Origin of the sequence: Maritimibacter alexandrii (assembly GCF_005871115.1) — a bacterium.
GTDB classification, from domain to species: Bacteria; Pseudomonadota; Alphaproteobacteria; order Rhodobacterales; family Rhodobacteraceae; genus Maritimibacter; species Maritimibacter alkaliphilus.
Window position 1 is genome coordinate 224,953 of sequence record NZ_SWKQ01000013.1, and the last position, 18,120, is coordinate 243,072.

An 18,120-nucleotide genomic window follows, 5' to 3' on the forward strand; every position below is an offset into this window, starting at 1 on the left:
CCTTTCCTAGTTCCCCTTGCCGGTGTCGTCCTTGCTGGCGACATGGCCGCCGATCACCTCGCCCAGCCGGTTCATCGCCGGGGCCGACACCGCGAGGTCGAGGATGGAATCCACGATCTGCGAGACGGGCGAGCCGGGTTCGGTGCGCTCGCCGCCACCCTGCCCGCGTGCGCCAAGGCCGTTCACGTTGTGGATGGTGATGCTGTCGATCTTTTCGGCGGGCTTCACCATCTGGCTTACGATGCCCGGCATGGCGTCGAGGCGCATCTTCTCCATCTCCAGCGCGGCGAGCGCGTCGGAGCGGGCGTTCTGGGCTTTGATCCGCGCGGCTTCGGCTTCGACCTCAGCGAGTTTCAGAAGCTTCATCGCTTCGGCTTCCTCGCGCTTGGCCTCGGTCCGGTCCTTGGCGGTCGCCTTGTCGCTTTCCGCCGCGATACGGGCGCGGGTCGCAGCCGTCTCGGCGTCCTGCTGGGCCGCCAGAAGCGCGACGGCCTTGCGCCGCTCGGCCTCGGCCATCTGGCGCGCGGTCTGGATCGCTTCTTCGGCCTTCACCGCCTCGGCGCGGGCCGTGTCGGCTTCGGCACGGGCGCGGCTTTCTTCCTGCGACTTGGCGGAGATCTGGATCTGCCGCTCCTGCTCTGCAATCTGAAGCGCGCGCTCCTGTGCGATCTCGGCCTCTCGGATCGCCAGTTCCCGCGCGATGTCGGCGGACTGGATTTCCTGTTCCATCCGAATGCGCGCGTGGGCGGCCGAGCGTTCGGCATCGGCCTTGCGGCTCGCCACCTCGGCCAGTTGCGCGGCCATCAGCGTTTCGACCTCCTGCGCCTGCGCGATCTCGGCCCGACGTTCCTCAAGATCGATCTCCAGCTTACGGCGCGAAGCTTCCATCGCGGTGCGTCGTACCTCGACCTCGCTGTCGCCCTCGATCTGGGCGCGTTCGCGTTTCGACTTGGCGATGACCTCGGCCAGCTTGCGCATCCCGACCGCGTTGAAGGCGTTCGTCTCATCCAGCGTATTGAACGGCGTCTGGTCGAAATCCGTCAGCGACACACTGTCGAGTTGCAACCCGTAGCGCCCGAGCGTTTCGCCCAGAATGTCGCGCACCTCGCGCACGAACTCGGCGCGGTTTTCGTGCAACTCGTCCATCGTCATCTGCGCCGCGACCGTGCGCAGCGCATCGATCATCATGCCGTCGATCAGTGCCTTAAGCTCATCCGGCTGGAACGTGCGCCGCCCAAGGGTCTGGGCCGCGCGCGCGATGGCTTCGGGCTCGGGAACGACCGACGCATAGAACTCGGCCCCCACGTCGACGCGCATCCGATCCTTGGTGATAAGCGCGGAATTGCCGCGCCGCACCACATCCATGCGGATCGTCTGCATGTTCACGCGGTTGATCTCGTGGAAATACGGGATCGCCAGCGTGCCGCCGTCGATGACGACCTTGCGCCCCCCGACCCCGGTTTTCACAAGGCTGATCTCGTTCGTCGCCCGTTCATAGAACCACGCGGCCAGCGCGATCAGAATGGCGGCGACGATGACAAGGAGGATGATCCATCCAATCGCAGTCATGGCGTATCCTTTCTCAGAAGACCGGCGGGAAATGACGCCCGCCACGGTCGAGGGTGATCCAGCGCAACTCGGTGAACGCGTCGAGCGACCAGCGCCCGCCATAGCGACCCACGCCCGAGGCCTTGGTGCCGCCGAACGGCACGTGCGGCTCGTCGTTGATGTTCTGGCAGTTCACATGACAGATGCCGGTTTCGATATGCTCGGCCATGCGCAGGGCCTTGGCCTCGTCCCGCGTCATGATCGCCGCCGTCAGCCCGTATTCGGTGTCGTTGTTGAGCGCGATCGCCTCGGCTTCCGTGCGGAACGGGGCGACGATGACGACGGGGCCGAAAGTTTCGTCATGCCAGATGTCCATGTCGGCGTTGACGTTGGTCAGCACCGTGGGTTCGACGAAATTGTCCCACGCGTTACCGCCCAGTTCGACGGTCGCGCCCTTGGCAACGGCATCGTCGATCAGGGCTTTCACCCGCAGCGCCTGCCGCGTGTTCACCAGCGGGCCGATCACGTTGTCCTTGTCCTTCGTGTGCCCAGTCTTGAGCTTGGCGGCACGGGCGAGGAATTGGCGCATGAAGTCGTCATAGACCCCCTCCTGCACCAGAATTTTCTCGGTCGACATGCAGACCTGACCCTGATGCATGAACGAGCCGAAATTGGCGGCCTTGGCGGCGTGGTCGAGGTCGGCGTCATCCATGATAATCATGGAATCCTTGCCGCCGAGTTCGACGCAGGCCTTTTTCAGATGCGCCCCGCACTTGGCCGCGATGTGGCGGCCCACGGCGGTCGATCCGGTGAAGGACACGGCTTTCACGGTCGGGTTCTCGATCATCTCGTCGCCCACGGCGCCCACGCTTTCGCGGCTACAGGTCACGACGTTGAACACCCCCGGCGGGATGCCCGCTTCGTCGAGGATTTCGGCGAAATACAATCCGCCTGCGTATGGCGTATCTTCGGACGGTTTCAGAACCACGGTGTTGCCCACCGCCAGCGCCGCCGCGAAGCCGCGCGAGGTCAGGATGCCGGGCATGTTCCACGGGGAAATGACGCTGACGACCCCCAGCGGAAAGCGCGTGGCCATCATGAACTTGTGGTGCTCGGAGGGGAGCACTTCCCCGATGTTCTGATAGCATAGCGCCGAGGCCGAGCGGAACACTTCGGCCACGTAGCCTGCCTCGAACACGCCCTTGCCGAACCAGCCGCCGCCCTCTTGCACGGCGGCGTTGATGAAGTCGCCCTGACGCCGGTCCCAGACCTCCGCGATCTTGAGCAGGTAGTGCGCGCGCTCGTGGAAGGCGAGGCCCGACCACGCCGGGAACGCCGCCTTGGCCGCCGCGATGGCGCGCCGCGTATCCTCGGGCGAGCCGTCTGGGATGCGGGCGTAGAGCGAATTGTCGGATGGATTCAGGTCGTCGAAGGTGCGGGACGCGGGCGTCCACTGGCCGTCGATATACATGCCCTTGATGTTGGGCGCGGTGTTGGGACTGTCGAGCATGATGCCTCCTCTCCCTTAGGGTTTGCCGCGGGTGCGGGTGCGCGAACGGTCGCGGGCCCGTTGGGCGGCGGTTTCGATTTCGGTGAGCACTTCGCGCAGCCGGTCGCTGTGATGGCCGAGGTCCGGCATGGGCCGGGTCGGTTGGCTTGCGCGGGCGGGTTTCGGAGGCTCCGGCATCGGTGCGGGGCGCGGCGGAAGCGCGGGCGCGCCGCCCTTTCGCGACGACTGGCTCGCCGCCTTGGCGACGATGCTGGCCGTGTCGATGCCTGTGGCCGTTGGCGTCGCGGCGGGCGCGGGCCGTGGCGCGGGTCTGGCGACCGGCGGGGCCGGTGGCGGTGCCGGGCGCGGGGCGGGTTCCGGCGCGGGCGCGGGCTTGGCGGGCCGCGCCGGGGCCAGACCACTCATCGCCTGAGCCGCGATATCCGAGGGCGACGGGCCTTTTGCCGGGCGCGGGGCGCTTGGCGCAGGCATGGCGTTGGCCTGGGGCTTGGCCTTGCCCGCCCCGCCCTTGGCCGCCGCACCGCCCAGATAGGCCTTTTGCACCGCCGGGTCTTTGGCGAGGCTCGCCGCCGCATCCTCATGAATGATCTCGGTGTTTTCGAGCAGATATCCCCGATCCGCAATGGCGAGGGATGCCTTGGCGTTCTGCTCGACGAGCAAAATCCCGATCCCCGTGTCGCGCACCGCCCCAAGGCTCTGAAACAGCTCCTTCGACAAGAGCGGCGACAGGCCGAGCGAGGGTTCGTCCAGCGTCAGAATAGCCGGGTTCGACATCATCGCGCGGCCGATGGCGACCATCTGCTGCTCACCCCCCGACATGGTGCGCGCGACCTGTCTGCGCCGCTCCAGAAGCTTGGGAAACAGCGCATAGACCCGGTCGAGGTTGGTGCGTTCGGCATCCTTGGCCCGTTCGGAATAGGCTCCGAGCGTGAGGTTTTCCTCGACCGTCAGATCACCGAAAATGCCGCGCCCTTCGGGCACCAGTGCTATGCCCTCTTCGACGATCCGGTCTGGCTTCATCCCGACGAGCTCATGCCCGTTCATGCGGACCGATCCCGTAACCTTGCCCTCGCAGATGCCGCTGATCGCCTTCAAAAGCGTCGATTTCCCCGCGCCGTTCGCGCCGAGGATGACGACGATCTCGCCCTTGCCGACGCGCACGGAGGCCTTGTTCAGCGCCGGGTGCTGGCCGTAGGCGGCGGAAAGTCCCTTCACCTCAAGCATCGTCGTCCCCCAGATAGGCGCGGATGACTTCGGGGTCCGACAGCACGTCGTCCGTCGTCCCTTCCGCGATTTTCTTGCCCGAGGACATGACCACGCAGTTGTCGCAAAGCGAGCGGATCGCATCCATGACGTGCTCGACAAGGATGATCGTGCGCCCCTCGTCGCGCAGCCGGTGGATCAGGTCGATGCCTTCGGTGAGTTCGGTCGGGTTCAGCCCCGCGAGCCATTCGTCGAGCAAGAGCACCTCAGGCTCGCCCGACAACGCACGGGCCAGTTCGACCCGCTTGGTGTCGATATAGGTCAGTTGGCCGACATGCGCCTTGGCCTTGTCCGCCATGCCGATCTTTTCGAGCACCTGCATCGCGTGACGCTCGGCAGACTGCCCCCAGCGGCGACGGTGGCCGAAGACGCCGCCCGCCATGACATTTTCAAGCACGTTCATCGACGGCAGGAGCCGCACGAGCTGGAACGTCCGCGACACGCCCTTGCGCGCGATCTGGCGGGCGGGCAGCCCGGTGATGGTGCCGCCGCGCAAGCTGATCTCGCCATCCGTCGCGGGCAGCGCGCCGGAGATGAGGTTCAGCGTCGTGGACTTGCCCGACCCGTTCGGGCCGATCAGACCCAGCACCTCATGCTCGCGCACGTCGAAGCTGACGTTGTCGACCGCGACCAGACCGCCGAATTGCTTGGTCGCGCCGCGCAGCGATATGACCGTATTCGCCATCATGCCATCGCACTCCGCTTTTTCGCGCGGCCCCTGAGCCGGTCGTAGAGGCCGACGAAGCCGCCGGGCAGCAGATAGACAATGGTGAGGAAGCTGAGGCCCAGAAGAAGCGTCGTCTGGTTCGGGAAGGAGGACGAGATCGCCTCCCACAACAGCGTGAAGGGAATGACGCCGACGAGCGGACCCCAGAGCCGCCCGGTGCCGCCCAGAAGCGCCATGATGACAACCTGGAACGAGAGCATAGGCGTAAAGGCGGTGGCGGGTTCGATGTAGATATAGCGCGGCGCGATCATGGCACCGACGATGGCTGCCGTGGCCCCCGAGACGACGAAGAGCGCGATCTTGGAGAGCGCCGTGTTGATGCCCACATGCCGCGCCACATCCTCATCATCCCCGATGATGCGCAACGCGAAGCCGAGCTTTGAGCGGCCGATGGCCCAGCCGAGCAGGAACACGAGCGCGGCGAGGCCCAGAAGCTGCCAGTAGATGTCGGGATCGGTGAGTTCGGTCAGAACATAGGTGCCCTTGTGCCCGGTTTGGTTCTGATACCAGGTCACCGCCTGGCGCGTCATTTCGGCCAGCCCTAGCGTGAAGATCACGAAATACACGCCGGAGAGCCGCAGGGTGGCGAGGCCGACGAGCGCGGCGATCACGCCGCCGATCAGTCCGGCGATGGGTAGAAGCACCCAGTAGGGCAGATGCTCGATCCCCGACCCCATGACATAGGTGCCGATCCCGAAGAACGCGGCGGTGGCGAGCGAGATGTAATGCGTCGGGCCAGAGAACAGGGCCCAGCTTGTCGCCAGCACCGTATACATCGCGATCGAGACGCCGAGCGAGATCAGGTAGCCGTCGTTCGTGAGCGGCAGGAGCGCGGCGACGACCAGAAGCGCGGCACTCCAGCCGAGGTTTTTCCAATCCTGCGTCTTCATGTCGGTTTCCTTCCGAAGAAGCCCTGCGGACGGAACAGCAGGATCAGGATGAAGAGAGCGTAGGCCGCGACGAGCGTCAGGCCGGGGTCGATGACGGAGGCGACGAAGGTTTCGCCCACGCCCAGAACCAGCGCGGCGAGGATCGTGCCGCGCACGTCGCCCACCCCGCCCATGATGACGATGATGAGCGCCTTCATGGTGAACATCACGCCGGTCGAGGCGTCGAGCGTCAGGAAGGTCGAGATCACGGCCCCGCCCACGGCGGTCACCGCGCCGCCCAGCGCAAAGGCGCGGGCCGATAGCTTGGGCACGTCGATACCCACGAGCCGCGCGTTTTCCGGCGACACGGCGACGGCGCGAATGGCCATCCCGGCGCGCGAGACGTTGAGCCACAGAAACAGCGCCGCGCACAGGATCGCGGCGCAGACGAAGGCCACCACGCGGTTCAGGCCGTAGTTGTCACCGAACACGGTGATGGGCCGCGCCAGATAGGAATAGCTGAAATAGTCGCCCCCGAAGGCCCAGATCATGATGCCGACCATCACGAAGGACAGACCGAAGGTGGTCAGGATCGCGTCAACCTCGAGCATCCCGCGGTTCTTGGCGCGTTTCACCAAGGGCCGCAGCATGATCCGGTAGATCAGCCAGTTCAGCACGTAGGCCAGCGGCGCGACCAGAAAGATGGTCAAGAGCGGGCTGACCTGACCCACGGTGAACAGAGTGAAGGCGGCGAAGGCGCCGATCACGAGCATCTCGCCATTGGCGAGGTTCATGATGCGCGACACACCGTATTGCAGGTTCAGCCCCAGCGCGATGAGCGCATAGGTGCCGCCGAGGATGAGACCCGTGATGAGGATGTCCATGACGTCTCCGAATAGAGAGGCGGGACCGGCACGCGCCGGACCCGCCAATGTCGTGAGTGGTTATTCCCAGCCGGTCTTGAGGATCGGCTCGACGGCGCCATCGCGGCCCGTTTCCTTGATCCCCTTGAACTCGCCGCCCTGCCACTGACCGACGGTCCAGTAGGCGGTGTTGGAGTTCTGATCGTCGAAGTCGATGGTGCCCATCACGGTCTCGAACGCGTTGTCCTTGATGAACTGGGTCACCTCGGCCATGTCGAGCGTGCCGGTGGTTTCGATCGCTTCTTCGAGGATCTGGAGCGAGGCATACATCATGCCCGACGCCCAGTAGTCCGGCTTGGCCCCGGTCGCGGCCTCGTGACGCGCGGCATAGTCCATGAACTCCGGCGAAGCGGTGTTGACGCCACCGATCCCCATGACCCCCTCGGCCGCGGCGCCGAAGCGTCCGGCGAATGCGGGGAAGGCGGTTGCGACGGCGGTGTAGAACGCCTTGACGTCAAGCTCTTCGATCATCGCCTGTTCCGTCAGCCCGAAGGTGTCGGGCGGATAGGACCATGCGACGAAGGCATCCGGGTCCGCGCCCTTGACCGCCTTCATGATCGGCGACAGATCCTGCGTGCCCAGCGGATACGAGGTCTCATAGACCAGTTCGAACCCCGCAGCCTCGACCGCGGGCTTGGCGACCGCCATCAGCTCGATCCCGAAGGCGTCGGCCACGTTGACCATCGCCACGCGGTTGCCGATCTCGCCGGCTTCGCGCAGGTCCGACAGCACCTCGACCGCGTCCTCGGCAAGGTCGGTGGAGCGACCGAGCAGGAAGAACATGTCGTTGAACTGGCCCGACAGCTCACCGATCTGGTCGGTCGCCGCCGACGAGGTGATCTGCGGGAAGCCCAGACGATCGAAGATCGGCGCAGCGGCGATGTTCAGGCCGGTGGAATAGGGCGCGAGGATGATGTCGGCATTGTCCTGCGTCGCGAGACGCTGCACCGCCTTGATCGTTTCAGCCGGGTTGGTCTGGTCGTCATATTCGATGACTTCCAGCATCCGCTGTTCGCCACCCACGTTCAGGCCGCCGCGCGCGTTCACCTCGTCGACCCAGAGCTTGATGTTCGGCCAATGGGTCACGGCGGCGCCCCCGGCCAGCGGACCGGTCTTGGGCGCGACCGCGCCTACGATGATGTTGTCCTGTGCGAAAGCGGCACCGGCCATCAGCGTCGCGGCCAGCGTCGTCGTCACCTTGAAGAAAGTTCTCCGTTTCATGTGTCTCCTCCCTGAGTTCGCGCATCCCGCGCGTTTTGATTACGTCCAGAACGGGTAATCGGATCTTGGCTCCTGGACGGTGATCCACCGGAGCTCGGTGAATTCTTGAATGGCCGTGGTCCCGCCGAAGCGGCCATAGCCGGATGTCTTGACGCCGCCGTATGGTTTGGACGGGTCGTCGTAGACCGTAGGCCCGTTGATATGGCAGACCCCGGTTTCAAGCCGCCGCGCGATGGCGCGTCCGCGCGCCTCGTCGGCGGTGAAGACCGAGGCGACGAGGCCGTATTGCGTGTCGTTCGCGACCGAGACCGCTTCGGCTTCGTCCTCGACCCGGACGATTGCGGCGATGGGTCCGAAACTTTCCTCGGAATAGATCTGCATCTCGGGTGTCACCCGGTCGAGCAGGGTGGGCTGCACATAGGCCCCCGACACCTCGCCCCCGACGACAAGCGTGGCACCACGCGCCAGCGCGTCGTCGATCAACCGACCGACCCGCCGCGCCGCATCCGCGCTGATGAGATCGCCCACCTTGGCCCCGTTGCGCCGCGCGAGCAGGTCGGCGCATTGCGCCTCCATCGCGGCAAGGAAGCGGTCCGCCACCTCGTCCACCACCACGACCCGCTCGGTCGTCATGCAGATCTGGCCCTGGTTGAAATAGGCGCCGTAGGTCGCCGCCAGCGCCGCCGCCTCGATATCGGCATCCTCCAGCACGATGAGCGAGGCTTTGCCGGACAGCTCGAGCAGGCACGGCTTGAGGTAGCGCGCCCCGATTTCGGCCACCCGGCGGCCGACCCGTGAGGAACCGGTGAAGTTGATGCGCCGCACCGCCGGATGCGCGGCAAGCGCGTCGACCACGGTTTCCGCCATTTCCGGGGCGTGGATCACCGAAGTCAGCGCCCCTTCGGGCAACCCGGCCTCGCACAGCACGTCGACGATCCGCGAATGCAGCATGGGGCAAAGCTCGCTGCCCTTGAACACCACCGTATTGCCGCAGGCGAGCGGCCAGACGATCGCCCGCACCGCCAGCGTCACCGGCGCGTTCCACGGGGCGATGGCCAGCACGACGCCCACCGGCTCGCGGATCGTGGTGGACCGCACGCCATCCCGCTCCGACACCTCTTCGAACCCGGTCACGAGGTCGGGGATCGCCATCGCTTCGTTGAATACATCCGCCGCAATCGCGACGTTGAAGCGAATCCAGTCGGGGGTGGAGCCCAGCTCTTCCCGCGCGATTTCGACGAATTCCTCGGTATGGGCGATCAGCGCGTCCCTCGCCCGGCCCATGAGCGCGCGCTTTTCGTCGTTCGGCATCGCATGCCAGATCGGAAAGGCGGCGGCGGCGGCATTCGCGGCGTCCTGCGCATCGCGCGGCCCGGCGGCCACGGCGCGCGTGACCGGGTTGCCGCTGACCGGCGACAGCCGCTCGAAAACGGCGCCGTCACGTGCGTCGACACCCGCGCTGCGGATATGAAGCTTGGCTTCGAACATAATCCTCCCTGGGTCCGGCAGCGTTCCCCACCGTGACCGTGACAGACAGCATGACCGAGCTTTCGCAGAAAAATAATGCTGAAAAATGGGCATGAATTATCAAAAAATGGGTAAGATGGGTCCGAAACGCAGATTTTGGAGACGCCCATGTTCGATTCGCCGCTCTCACGGTTCCGCGCGGGGCATATCGAATGCGGGCTTCAGGAACGGGTCGTCGCCGCCCGGTCGACCGCCGCGCAGCACGACTGGTTCGTCTTCTACCTCGACAGCGGGCAGGCCGTCGCCGAAACGCAGGACGGCGAATTCGAGATGTCCGGCCCGGCGATGCGGTGGGGGCCGCTGGACGAACACACCCGTCTCAGGATCGGCGCGGGCGGGGCCGGGTATTACCTGTTCTTCGGTACCCCGATCTTCGAGGACGCCATCGGCCTCGCCGCCGAAGGGCCGGACCTGCGCATGTTCGCGGCCCAGCACCTCGTCGCCACGTTCGAGCGGTCGGATTCCCTTGGCCAGCGCCTCGACGCTCTGTTCGGGCGCATCACCGCCGAGGCGACGACGCCCCAGTTCGGCAGCGAAATCGCCGTCTCAGCCTATATCCGGCTTCTCCTCGTGCTGTTCTGGCGCAGCGTCGACCGCGACGTGACGCCCCAGAGCGCGCGTCGGCAAGGCATCGGCGACATCAACCGCTTCCGCAATCTCGTCGAGGCGCATTTCCGCGCCCGGTGGAGCGCGCAGCACTATGCCGAGGCGATGGGGATCACCTACGACAGGCTTCACGACCTGTGCGTCCGAACCGTCGGCAAACCCCCTGCCCGCCTGATCCGCGAACGCTCCATCCACGAAGCGCGCGTCCTGCTTCAACGCACCGCGCTGTCCGCCGAACGCATCGCCGTCATGCTCGGCTTCTCGTCGTCCAGTCAGTTCAACCACGTCTTCAAGTCGATGACCGGAGAAACGCCGGGCGCCTTCCGCAAACAGGCGCTCGCACAGGCCGGCACCGCCGAAAGCCGCGCATCGGGCTTCGCCGATTGGCCTTAATATTTTGTCGCGGGGCCCGTGTCGGCATCGGTGCGATGATCGAAGCGGCAAGGACGCTATCAAAGAACGTGAGCGGCAACAGGCGGTCGCCCAGAGCAATCAGAATGTCTTGCGAGACTTTGCCCGCGATGCATTCGAAAGCCGCAAGGCCGAATTGAAGCGCGACCGGAAAGCGGGCCGGTGTTTCAGCCTGCTCGAACTCCACGTTCTGTCCAAGCTGGGCAAGATGCCGTTTTCCGAGATCGACCAACGTGACCTTCGCGACATCGTTTCGCCCATCCGGCACGACAAGGCCGACACCACGTGGCAGGCGGTGAATCGTCTTTCCATTGTCATGCGTTACGCGGCGGCGCTTGGCCTAGAGGTCGATCCAAAAGCGTCCTAGAAGGCAAAGGCGCTCTTGGGCATATCTATACGCCCTCAGGCGGGTGCTCAGACTCAACTCGGTCAATGCAGATATGCGCCGAAAACTGAGACCATCGGCCAGCGCAGGAACTTGCATAGGGCGTTGTATTCGGCCAGTGACCCACTATCGCGTATTGATACTCGATCAAGCCAGCCACATGGCTCCCGGCGCGATGATTGGTAATGAAAGGAAACCGTGCAATGGCGCCTCCAAAGCTCGACACCAGTTTCCGGCCAGACGTCGAAGGCCTTCGCGCTCTGGCGGTATTTGCCGTAATCCTTTTTCACTACAGCAACGGTCGAACTGCGGGTTTTGTTGGCGTCGATATCTTCTTCGTAATCAGCGGCTTCCTGATAACCCGCATAATCGCACGCGAGATCGTTGCCGGTCAGTTCCAATTCTCAGCCTTCTACGCCCGAAGGGCGCGTCGCATCATACCCGCTCTGGTCGCGGTCGTGCTTTTCACAGTGGCAGGCGGCCTTGTCCTTCTATCGCCCCCAACTCTTGTCTTACTTGGCAAGCAAGCCATCTCTGCCCTTTTCGGCGTGTCGAACGTCTACTTTTGGCTGACGTCAGGATACTTTTCGCGCGAAGCCCATAGTGAGCCACTACTTCACACTTGGTCACTCGGCGTCGAGGAGCAGTTTTATCTTCTATGGCCGATGGCGCTGCTTTTGCTTCATCGCAATTGGGGCCTGTGGGGAAAGCCCGCGCTCTTGGTCATTGGATTGTTCATTGCTCTGAGCTTTGGCAGCATCCGCATTCTTACCGGAGATTACGAAACCTTCGCGTTTTTCATGCTTCCCACACGGGCTTGGCAATTGGCGACGGGCGGGCTTCTGGTGTTCCTGCCCAGCCTCCACGGTCATAGATGGCCGGGTGTATTGAAGGCTGCCGGACTCCTCTTCATTCTTGCCGCCATCCTCCTCATAGAACCGGACGCCTCTTATCCCGGCTTTTCGGCGCTACTGCCGACCGTCGGAGCGGCCCTGCTGATCTGGCCTTCGGACCGAAGGACGTATGTCGCGGACCTCCTGAGCATTCGCCCGCTACGTTACTTTGGTAAAATCTCCTACTCCCTTTACCTTTGGCACTGGCCGCCTTTGGTGTTGCTCCTGACATGGAGCCAAAGTGCCAGCTTATCGTTGGTTCAAAGCATTTTTCTGTTTCTGTTCGCGTGGGCAATGGCTCAATTGAGCTGGCGGTTTGTCGAACAGCCTTTCCGACAGAAAAGCACCGGAAATTCGAAGGTTCTGGTCACATCGGCAGGGGTGGTCTGTATGGTGGCCTTAATCCCGCTCGGCTTCGTCCTGTCCGATGGAGCGCCAGCCCGGATTTCAGAGGCCGGAAGAGAGCTGTCCAAGAAGCTGGATCGAGAAGAAGCAGACGACCAATCGGTCTTTTGTGACTTTAAGGTGGTGATCGAGACTGGTGCAGAGTGCGACCGGTTTTCCAAAAACGAAGAACATGTCTTGGTCATGGGCGACAGCCATGCAGATCATCTGGTTTGGGCGATCAAGGATGCGTTCCCGGCAGTCAAAGTAAGCACCCTCATAAGGTCGGGTTGTCGTCCGATTGTTGCGTCCGTCGGGCGCAAGAACTGCGTTGAAATGTATGACGCATTCTTTCGCGACGTGCTTCCCGACCATCGGTTCGATGCAATCGTGCTGTCGGCCAGATGGCGCAATGGTCAATATGAGAACCTTGAGCCAACGGTTGCCGCACTAGGAGCTTACGCGGATCGTTTGGTCGTGTTGGGGCAAACCGTTGAATATGACCATCCGCTTCCTGAGCTGCTCTTGGCCAAGTATCTGCCACGGCGTAGTTCCGACATTCAGGGCTTCATGTCACGGTGGGCGGAAATCAAGAAAATTGACGAGCACATGGCCCGGAGTCTGTCCGATATTCCTGTGGAGTATTACTCGGTGATCGAAGCTGTATGCCCTGACGACAATTGCACTTTGTTCTCTCCGTCCGGTTACCCGCTTACGTGGGACTACGGCCATTTCAACGCATCCGGCGCAAGGTTGGTGGTCGAACAACTTCAGAGCAAAGGCTTCCATTTGCCGTAAACGCGTCCCGAAAGATTTCTTCGGGTCGAAAGCTGACTTTCCACAATGGATCGTAGTCAAAACTGGCTTATGATTTCGGCAAAACCGGAGGTGAGCGATGGGCGGGCTCGGAAGCGGACGACACTGACACTGGAACACAAAGAACACCGTGACAGACGACCGGGCGCCGGACGTTCGGCGCTGGGCACGTGAAGGACAACCCTTCTCAGCGAGAAAAGAGCTACGACCGGGCCGCGCGAAAGGTCGACAAAATCAGAGCGCCGCTGGGCTGGGACTTGGGCCTGGAGGGGTACCGCGCGGCCGCCCGAAAAGGATTCACCGCAAAACCTGCTAACGATTTTGGGCTCGGGTCTGGGAATTGACCACTGAAGCGGAGCTGGGTTTCGCCGATCAATTCGCCTTCGCGTTACTCGAGATGGACCCAAAACCAGGCGACAGCGCGGACCTGTGGGGGGGACTGACAGGGGGACTCAAGGAGCGCCAAAGTCCATAACCCTCTTTTTTCAATAACTTATTAGAAATAAATGGTGCCCCCAGAGAGACTCGAACTCCCGACCCACTGATTACAAATCAGTTGCTCTACCAGCTGAGCTATAGGGGCGCCTTGCGCGATTTAGACCGAGTGCGGCGCGCAATCAAGTCCGCGCTCTTGCCGATACCTCACGTTTCCTTTGAAAATTTGCCCAGCCTGTGCCCAAATGACCGGATAGCGCAAACAGGCCAGTGTACGGGCTGTTTACAATGCCAAAGGCCTATGATCTGTTTGCGACATGAAGAGAAGATGATGTCGCTTTTGGGACGGGAAGAGACACCCAAACGAACGATTTCACAGGGAGACCCTCATGACTAACAAAACACTCGGCGTGCTTGGCGCGCTCGGCATTTCGGTCTGCTTCGGCTCGGCCGCCTTCGCGCAGGAATGCGGAGACGTGTCGATTGCGGAAATGGACTGGGCCTCGGCCGAACTCATGGCCAATGTCGACGCGATCATCCTCGAAGAAGGATATGGCTGCGACGTCTCGCTCATCCCGGGCGCGACCACCACGACCTTCGCATCGATGAGCGAAAAGGCCGAGCCCGACGTGGCACCGGAACTCTGGATCAACGCTGTGCGCGATCCGCTGTCGGCCGCCAAGGAAGAAGGCTCGCTCGTCGCGCTGAACGACGGCCCGATCACCGGCCTTGGCGAAGGCTGGTGGGTGACGCCCGCATTCGCCGAAGAGCACCCGGAACTCGACACCGTCGAGAAACTGCTCGAACGCCCCGACCTCTTCCCCTACGCGGAAGACGAAAGCAAAGGCGCCTTCGTGGGTTGCCCGGCGGGCTGGGGCTGTCAGCTCGTGAACGCCAACCTCTTCCGCGCCTTCGACATGGAAGAAAAAGGCTGGGTGCTGGTCGATCCGGGTTCGGCCGCGGGCCTCGACGGGTCGATGGCGAAAGCCGCCGACCGGGGCGAGCCGTGGTTCGGCTACTACTGGTCGCCCACCTCGATGATCGGCAAATACAACATGGTCATGCTGCCGTTCGAGGCCGAGTTCGCCGGCCGCGAAAACTGGGACGGCTGCATCGCGCTGGCCGAGCAGGACTGTCAGGACCCGCAGCCGACCGCATGGACGGTGTCCGAGGTCGAGACGGTCGTGACCGACGACTTCATGGAAAAGGGCGGCGTCGCGGCCGACTACTTCAAGGCCCGCGTGTTCCCGGGTGACGTGATGAACGCCATGCTCGTGTTCATGAACGAAAATCAGGCGACCGGCGAAGACGCCGCGTTCGAATTCCTGATGACCCACGAAGACATCTGGACCCAGTGGGTCGGCGAAGACGTGGCCGCCAAGGTCAAGGACGCGCTTTGATCGCGACGTGACAGGAAAAGGGCCCGCGCCGGACGCGGGCCCTTTTTCAATTCAAGAACAATGACCTCAGAAGGGGAACAGGGATGGAATTTCTGACAGAATTCCCGTCGCTCGGGCGGGCCGACCTGTCGGCCATGCGCCGGTGGATCGACGGCAACTTCCGCGAATTCACGCGCGCCACGGGTGAGGCGCTCGAAGCGTTCTTCAATCCGCTTCTGAAATTCCTCGTCTGGTTCGAGGATCTGCTTCAGGCGACGCCATGGCCCATCATCCTGCTCGTCATCGGCGGGCTGGCCTGGCTTGGCGCGCGGGACTGGAAGATCACGATCGGCTCGGTCGTCGCCTTCGTCCTGATCGGCGTGTTCGGGATGTGGGAGGATACGATGTCCACCCTCGCCATCATCTCGGTCGCCACGATCCTCTGCATCGCCATCGGCATTCCCATCGGCATCCTCATGTCGCGCTCGGACCGGATGCAGTCCATCATCACGCCGATCCTCGACGTGATGCAGACCATTCCGTCCTTCGTCTATCTCATCCCGGTCGTCATGCTTCTGGGCATCGGCAAGGTGCCGGGCCTCATCGCCGTGTGCATCTACGCGATCCCGCCGATCGTGCGCCTGACGAACCTCGGCATTCGCCTGGTCGATGCCGACGTGATGGAGGCCGCCGATGCTTTCGGCGCCTCGCCCCGGCAGAAACTCTTCGGCGTTCAGGTGCCGCTGGCGCTGCCCAACATCTTCGCGGGCGTGAACCAGACCATCATGATGGCGCTGTCGATGGTCGTCATCGCCTCGATGATCGGGGTGCAGGGGCTCGGCGTCCCGGTGTTGCGCGCCATTTCGAACCAGTATCTTGCGCTCGGCCTCATGAACGGTCTCGCCATCGTGGCGCTGGCGATCATCTTCGACCGGGTCTCGCAGACCTACGGCAAACGGCTTCAGGCCTATCGGACGGGACGTGGCAATGACTGAGGAAAACATCAAGGTTCAGATCCGGAACCTCTATAAGATCTTCGGCAACAACCCGAAAAAGGTACTGCCGCTGGTCAAGGACGGCATGGGCAAGCCCGAGCTTCTGGACAAGCACAATCACGTGCTGGGCATTCAGGACGTGTCGCTCGATATCCCGGAGAAGCGCATTCAGGTCATCATGGGCCTGTCGGGGTCCGGCAAGTCCACCCTGATCCGTCACGTCAACCGCCTGATCGAACCGACGGCGGGCGAAATCCTCGTCGACGGCGAGGACGTGATGAAGATGTCCGACGACCAGCTTCGCGACCTCAGACGGTTCAAGATGTCGATGGTGTTCCAGAAATTCGGCCTCCTGCCGCACCGGCTGGTCGAAGAGAACGTGCAATACGGCCTGACGATTCAGGGCGTGGACGAGAGCGAGGCGAAGAAACGCGCCCAGCACTGGATCGACCGCGTTGGCCTGTCGGGCTACGAACGCCACTATCCGGGCCAGCTATCGGGCGGGATGCAGCAGCGCGTGGGTCTCGCCCGCGCGCTGGCCACCGATGCGGAAATCCTCCTGATGGACGAAGCCTTCTCGGCCCTCGACCCGCTCATCCGCTTCGACATGCAGTCGATCCTGCTCGAGCTTCAGGACGAGCTTCACAAGACCATCATCTTCATCACCCACGATCTCGACGAGGCGCTGCGCCTCGGCGAAAACATCGCCATCCTGCGCGACGGCGCGCTCATCCAAGAGGGCGACGCACAGGAGATCGTGTTGAAGCCGGCGGACGACTACATCGCGGACTTCACCAAGGACATCAACCGCGCCAAGGTGATCCGCCTCTACGGTCTCGCCACGGCCGCCCCGAACGGGTTCGACGGGCCGACCGTCGACGGCGACATGGTGCTGGACGAAGCGATGCCGGTCATCAACGAAGCCCCGGACCGCACCGTCGGCGTCACCGACGAGACCGGCAAGCTGATCGGCACCGTCGATCTGTCGACGGCGATCCGCGCGCTCCACGCCTGACCCGCGTCCTTCTTCGTTTCAAGAAACCTCGGAGGGGGCCGGACTTGCCCCGCAAGGCCGGCTGGGGGAGGCTGGCCTCCCCCACCGCGTCGACCCGGCCTCGCCGGGGCGGCGCAAAAACCGCGCGGGCGCAAGCCCGCACCGCCCGGTCGCTCAGGCCGGGAGCGACGCGCGATCCTCTTCGCCCGCGTTGCGGCTCGCCTCCAACCCCGTGGCGACGACGCAGAGCGAGGCGATGGGCGCGCCCCGGTCCAGACGGACGACGCAATCTTCGATCCTCAAATGGGCGAAACCGGCATCGGCCAGCAGGCGGGCGATGTAGTCGGGACCATGGGCGAAGCGGCGGCTTTCGCGCAGGACGACGCCCGTGTCGGCCTTCTCGACGGTGAACGCCAGCCGCCCGCCCGGTGCCAGCATCCCCGCACACCAGCCGACCACCCGTTCGAGCGCGCCGAGATAGGCAAACACATCGGCGGCGACGATCAGGTCGAACGGCGCACCGCCAAGGTCCAAGGCGCCGATGTCGCGCTTTTCGAGCCGGTCGTAAATGCCCTTGGCGTCCGCCTCGGCCAGCATCCGGGCCGACAGGTCGCAGCCTTCGAGCCAACCGCTGATCCCCCGCAGTCGCTCGCCCATAAGCCCGGTCCCGCAGCCCAAGTCGAGCGCCCTTTCGACCCGGTCCAAACCTGCGACGGCGAGCGCCGACATGATCTCGTCCGGCCCGCGATAGTCCAGCTTTTCGACCAGCGACGTCTCGAAACGCGGCGCATATTGGTCGAACAGCAGTTCCACGAAAGCTGGCGGCATCGTGTCGACCAGCGGAACAGCCCGCGCCAGATCGCGCTTCAGGCCCGCCCCGAACGGGTCGGTCGGATCGAGCGTCATGGCCCGGCCCCATGCCGTCACGGCGGCGTCGCCATCTCCGACAAGGTCGTGAAATTCGCCCAGCCGGAACCAGCCTGCCGCCCAGCCCGGCGCGATCTCAAGGGCGCCGGACAACACGTCGATCGCCGCGTCCATATCGCCCAGATGGGCCATTGTCTCGGCATAGCTCGCGCGCCGGTCGGCGGCGGGGTCGCCCGAGGGAAACAGCATTCCTGCCATCGGTTTTCATCCAAGGGGCCCACTCATCTGCCGGTCGGCCACGCGGCGGGCGTCACGCTGCGCTCGCTGGCGCATCGGTCGCGCAGATAGGGCCGCCCCGTCGCGCTGT

General features: G+C 63.8%; 15 protein-coding genes and 1 tRNA gene. 6 read left to right on the plus strand and 10 right to left on the minus strand.

The window, feature by feature from the left end; all coding sequences use genetic code 11:
- Window positions 1-6: 6 nt before the first annotated feature.
- Genes FCT00_RS13605 through FCT00_RS13640 form a run of 8 tightly spaced genes read right to left on the minus strand, consistent with a single transcriptional unit; the run spans window position 7 to window position 9,549 of the window.
- Complete coding sequence (locus FCT00_RS13605) at window positions 7-1,569, minus strand: flotillin family protein (RefSeq protein ID WP_138423457.1); 1,563 nt, start codon at window positions 1,567-1,569, stop codon at window positions 7-9.
- Between the two features lie 13 nt (window positions 1,570-1,582).
- Window positions 1,583-3,058, minus strand: coding sequence for an aldehyde dehydrogenase family protein (locus tag FCT00_RS13610; RefSeq protein WP_008330244.1), 1,476 nt, complete (start codon window positions 3,056-3,058; stop codon window positions 1,583-1,585).
- 15 nt (window positions 3,059-3,073) lie between these two features.
- The gene (locus FCT00_RS13615) at window positions 3,074-4,282 is read right to left on the minus strand and encodes an ABC transporter ATP-binding protein (protein WP_138423458.1); all 1,209 of its coding nucleotides are present in this window, start codon (window positions 4,280-4,282) and stop codon (window positions 3,074-3,076) included.
- Window positions 4,275-5,006, minus strand: a complete 732-nt coding sequence (locus FCT00_RS13620) for an ABC transporter ATP-binding protein (protein ID WP_008330252.1) — start codon at window positions 5,004-5,006, stop codon at window positions 4,275-4,277. The genes FCT00_RS13615 and FCT00_RS13620 overlap by 8 nt, the downstream gene beginning before the upstream one ends.
- Window positions 5,006-5,938 carry a branched-chain amino acid ABC transporter permease gene (locus FCT00_RS13625; RefSeq protein WP_138423459.1) on the minus strand — a complete coding sequence of 311 codons (933 nt, stop codon included), beginning with the start codon at window positions 5,936-5,938 and terminating at the stop codon, window positions 5,006-5,008. Before FCT00_RS13625 ends, FCT00_RS13620 begins: the two co-directional genes overlap by 1 nt.
- On the minus strand, window positions 5,935-6,801 hold the full coding sequence (locus tag FCT00_RS13630; protein WP_138423460.1) for a branched-chain amino acid ABC transporter permease: 867 nt from the start codon (window positions 6,799-6,801) through the stop codon (window positions 5,935-5,937). Before FCT00_RS13630 ends, FCT00_RS13625 begins: the two co-directional genes overlap by 4 nt.
- A 60-nt stretch (window positions 6,802-6,861) precedes the next feature.
- Entirely contained in the window at window positions 6,862-8,061 is a 1,200-nt protein-coding gene (locus tag FCT00_RS13635; RefSeq protein ID WP_008330255.1) for an amino acid ABC transporter substrate-binding protein, read from the minus strand.
- A gap of 39 nt (window positions 8,062-8,100) precedes the next feature.
- Complete coding sequence (locus FCT00_RS13640) at window positions 8,101-9,549, minus strand: aldehyde dehydrogenase (RefSeq protein WP_138423461.1); 1,449 nt, start codon at window positions 9,547-9,549, stop codon at window positions 8,101-8,103.
- Between the two features lie 147 nt (window positions 9,550-9,696).
- Between FCT00_RS13640 and FCT00_RS13645 the strand changes: the two genes are divergently transcribed.
- The 3 genes from FCT00_RS13645 to FCT00_RS13655 all read left to right on the plus strand — a co-directional run bounded on the left by FCT00_RS13645 (window position 9,697) and on the right by FCT00_RS13655 (window position 13,065).
- On the plus strand, window positions 9,697-10,587 hold the full coding sequence (locus FCT00_RS13645; RefSeq protein ID WP_008330257.1) for an AraC family transcriptional regulator: 891 nt from the start codon (window positions 9,697-9,699) through the stop codon (window positions 10,585-10,587).
- Window positions 10,588-10,696: 109 nt separating this feature from the next.
- Window positions 10,697-10,972, plus strand: a complete 276-nt coding sequence (locus FCT00_RS13650) for a phage integrase central domain-containing protein (RefSeq protein WP_138423462.1) — start codon at window positions 10,697-10,699, stop codon at window positions 10,970-10,972.
- A gap of 296 nt (window positions 10,973-11,268) precedes the next feature.
- Window positions 11,269-13,065 carry an acyltransferase family protein gene (locus tag FCT00_RS13655; protein ID WP_235889134.1) on the plus strand — a complete coding sequence of 599 codons (1,797 nt, stop codon included), beginning with the start codon at window positions 11,269-11,271 and terminating at the stop codon, window positions 13,063-13,065.
- Between the two features lie 525 nt (window positions 13,066-13,590).
- On the opposite strand, the gene FCT00_RS13660 is transcribed toward FCT00_RS13655, so the two are convergent.
- Window positions 13,591-13,666, minus strand: a tRNA-Thr gene (locus FCT00_RS13660).
- 241 nt (window positions 13,667-13,907) lie between these two features.
- Between FCT00_RS13660 and FCT00_RS13665 the strand changes: the two genes are divergently transcribed.
- From FCT00_RS13665 to FCT00_RS13675, 3 genes are all read left to right on the plus strand, one after another.
- Window positions 13,908-14,918 (plus strand): ABC transporter substrate-binding protein, encoded by a 1,011-nt coding sequence (locus FCT00_RS13665; protein WP_008330260.1) that lies wholly within the window; start codon window positions 13,908-13,910, stop codon window positions 14,916-14,918.
- 83 nt (window positions 14,919-15,001) lie between these two features.
- Window positions 15,002-15,892: an ABC transporter permease gene (locus FCT00_RS13670; protein ID WP_008330261.1), complete on the plus strand. Its 891-nt coding sequence runs from the start codon at window positions 15,002-15,004 to the stop codon at window positions 15,890-15,892.
- Window positions 15,885-16,907: a quaternary amine ABC transporter ATP-binding protein gene (locus tag FCT00_RS13675; protein ID WP_138423464.1), complete on the plus strand. Its 1,023-nt coding sequence runs from the start codon at window positions 15,885-15,887 to the stop codon at window positions 16,905-16,907. Before FCT00_RS13670 ends, FCT00_RS13675 begins: the two co-directional genes overlap by 8 nt.
- A gap of 153 nt (window positions 16,908-17,060) precedes the next feature.
- On the opposite strand, the gene FCT00_RS13680 is transcribed toward FCT00_RS13675, so the two are convergent.
- A complete protein-coding gene (locus FCT00_RS13680) occupies window positions 17,061-18,011 on the minus strand; it encodes a methyltransferase (protein ID WP_235889086.1) in 951 nt (316 codons plus the stop codon).
- Between the last annotated feature and the right edge of the window lie 109 nt (window positions 18,012-18,120).

What these genes read in the sequence shown, in the direction of transcription:
- FCT00_RS13605 (WP_138423457.1), bottom strand. Translation starts at nt 1,569, where the DNA reads ATGACTGCGATTGGATGGATCATCCTCCTTGTCATCGTCGCCGCCATT.
- FCT00_RS13610 (WP_008330244.1), bottom strand. Translation starts at nt 3,058, where the DNA reads ATGCTCGACAGTCCCAACACCGCGCCCAACATCAAGGGCATGTATATC.
- FCT00_RS13615 (WP_138423458.1), bottom strand. Translation starts at nt 4,282, where the DNA reads ATGCTTGAGGTGAAGGGACTTTCCGCCGCCTACGGCCAGCACCCGGCG.
- FCT00_RS13620 (WP_008330252.1), bottom strand. Translation starts at nt 5,006, where the DNA reads ATGGCGAATACGGTCATATCGCTGCGCGGCGCGACCAAGCAATTCGGC.
- FCT00_RS13625 (WP_138423459.1), bottom strand. Translation starts at nt 5,938, where the DNA reads ATGAAGACGCAGGATTGGAAAAACCTCGGCTGGAGTGCCGCGCTTCTG.
- FCT00_RS13630 (WP_138423460.1), bottom strand. Translation starts at nt 6,801, where the DNA reads ATGGACATCCTCATCACGGGTCTCATCCTCGGCGGCACCTATGCGCTC.
- FCT00_RS13635 (WP_008330255.1), bottom strand. Translation starts at nt 8,061, where the DNA reads ATGAAACGGAGAACTTTCTTCAAGGTGACGACGACGCTGGCCGCGACG.
- FCT00_RS13640 (WP_138423461.1), bottom strand. Translation starts at nt 9,549, where the DNA reads ATGTTCGAAGCCAAGCTTCATATCCGCAGCGCGGGTGTCGACGCACGT.
- FCT00_RS13645 (WP_008330257.1), top strand. Translation starts at nt 9,697, where the DNA reads ATGTTCGATTCGCCGCTCTCACGGTTCCGCGCGGGGCATATCGAATGC.
- FCT00_RS13665 (WP_008330260.1), top strand. Translation starts at nt 13,908, where the DNA reads ATGACTAACAAAACACTCGGCGTGCTTGGCGCGCTCGGCATTTCGGTC.
- FCT00_RS13670 (WP_008330261.1), top strand. Translation starts at nt 15,002, where the DNA reads ATGGAATTTCTGACAGAATTCCCGTCGCTCGGGCGGGCCGACCTGTCG.
- FCT00_RS13675 (WP_138423464.1), top strand. Translation starts at nt 15,885, where the DNA reads ATGACTGAGGAAAACATCAAGGTTCAGATCCGGAACCTCTATAAGATC.
- FCT00_RS13680 (WP_235889086.1), bottom strand. Translation starts at nt 18,011, where the DNA reads ATGGCAGGAATGCTGTTTCCCTCGGGCGACCCCGCCGCCGACCGGCGC.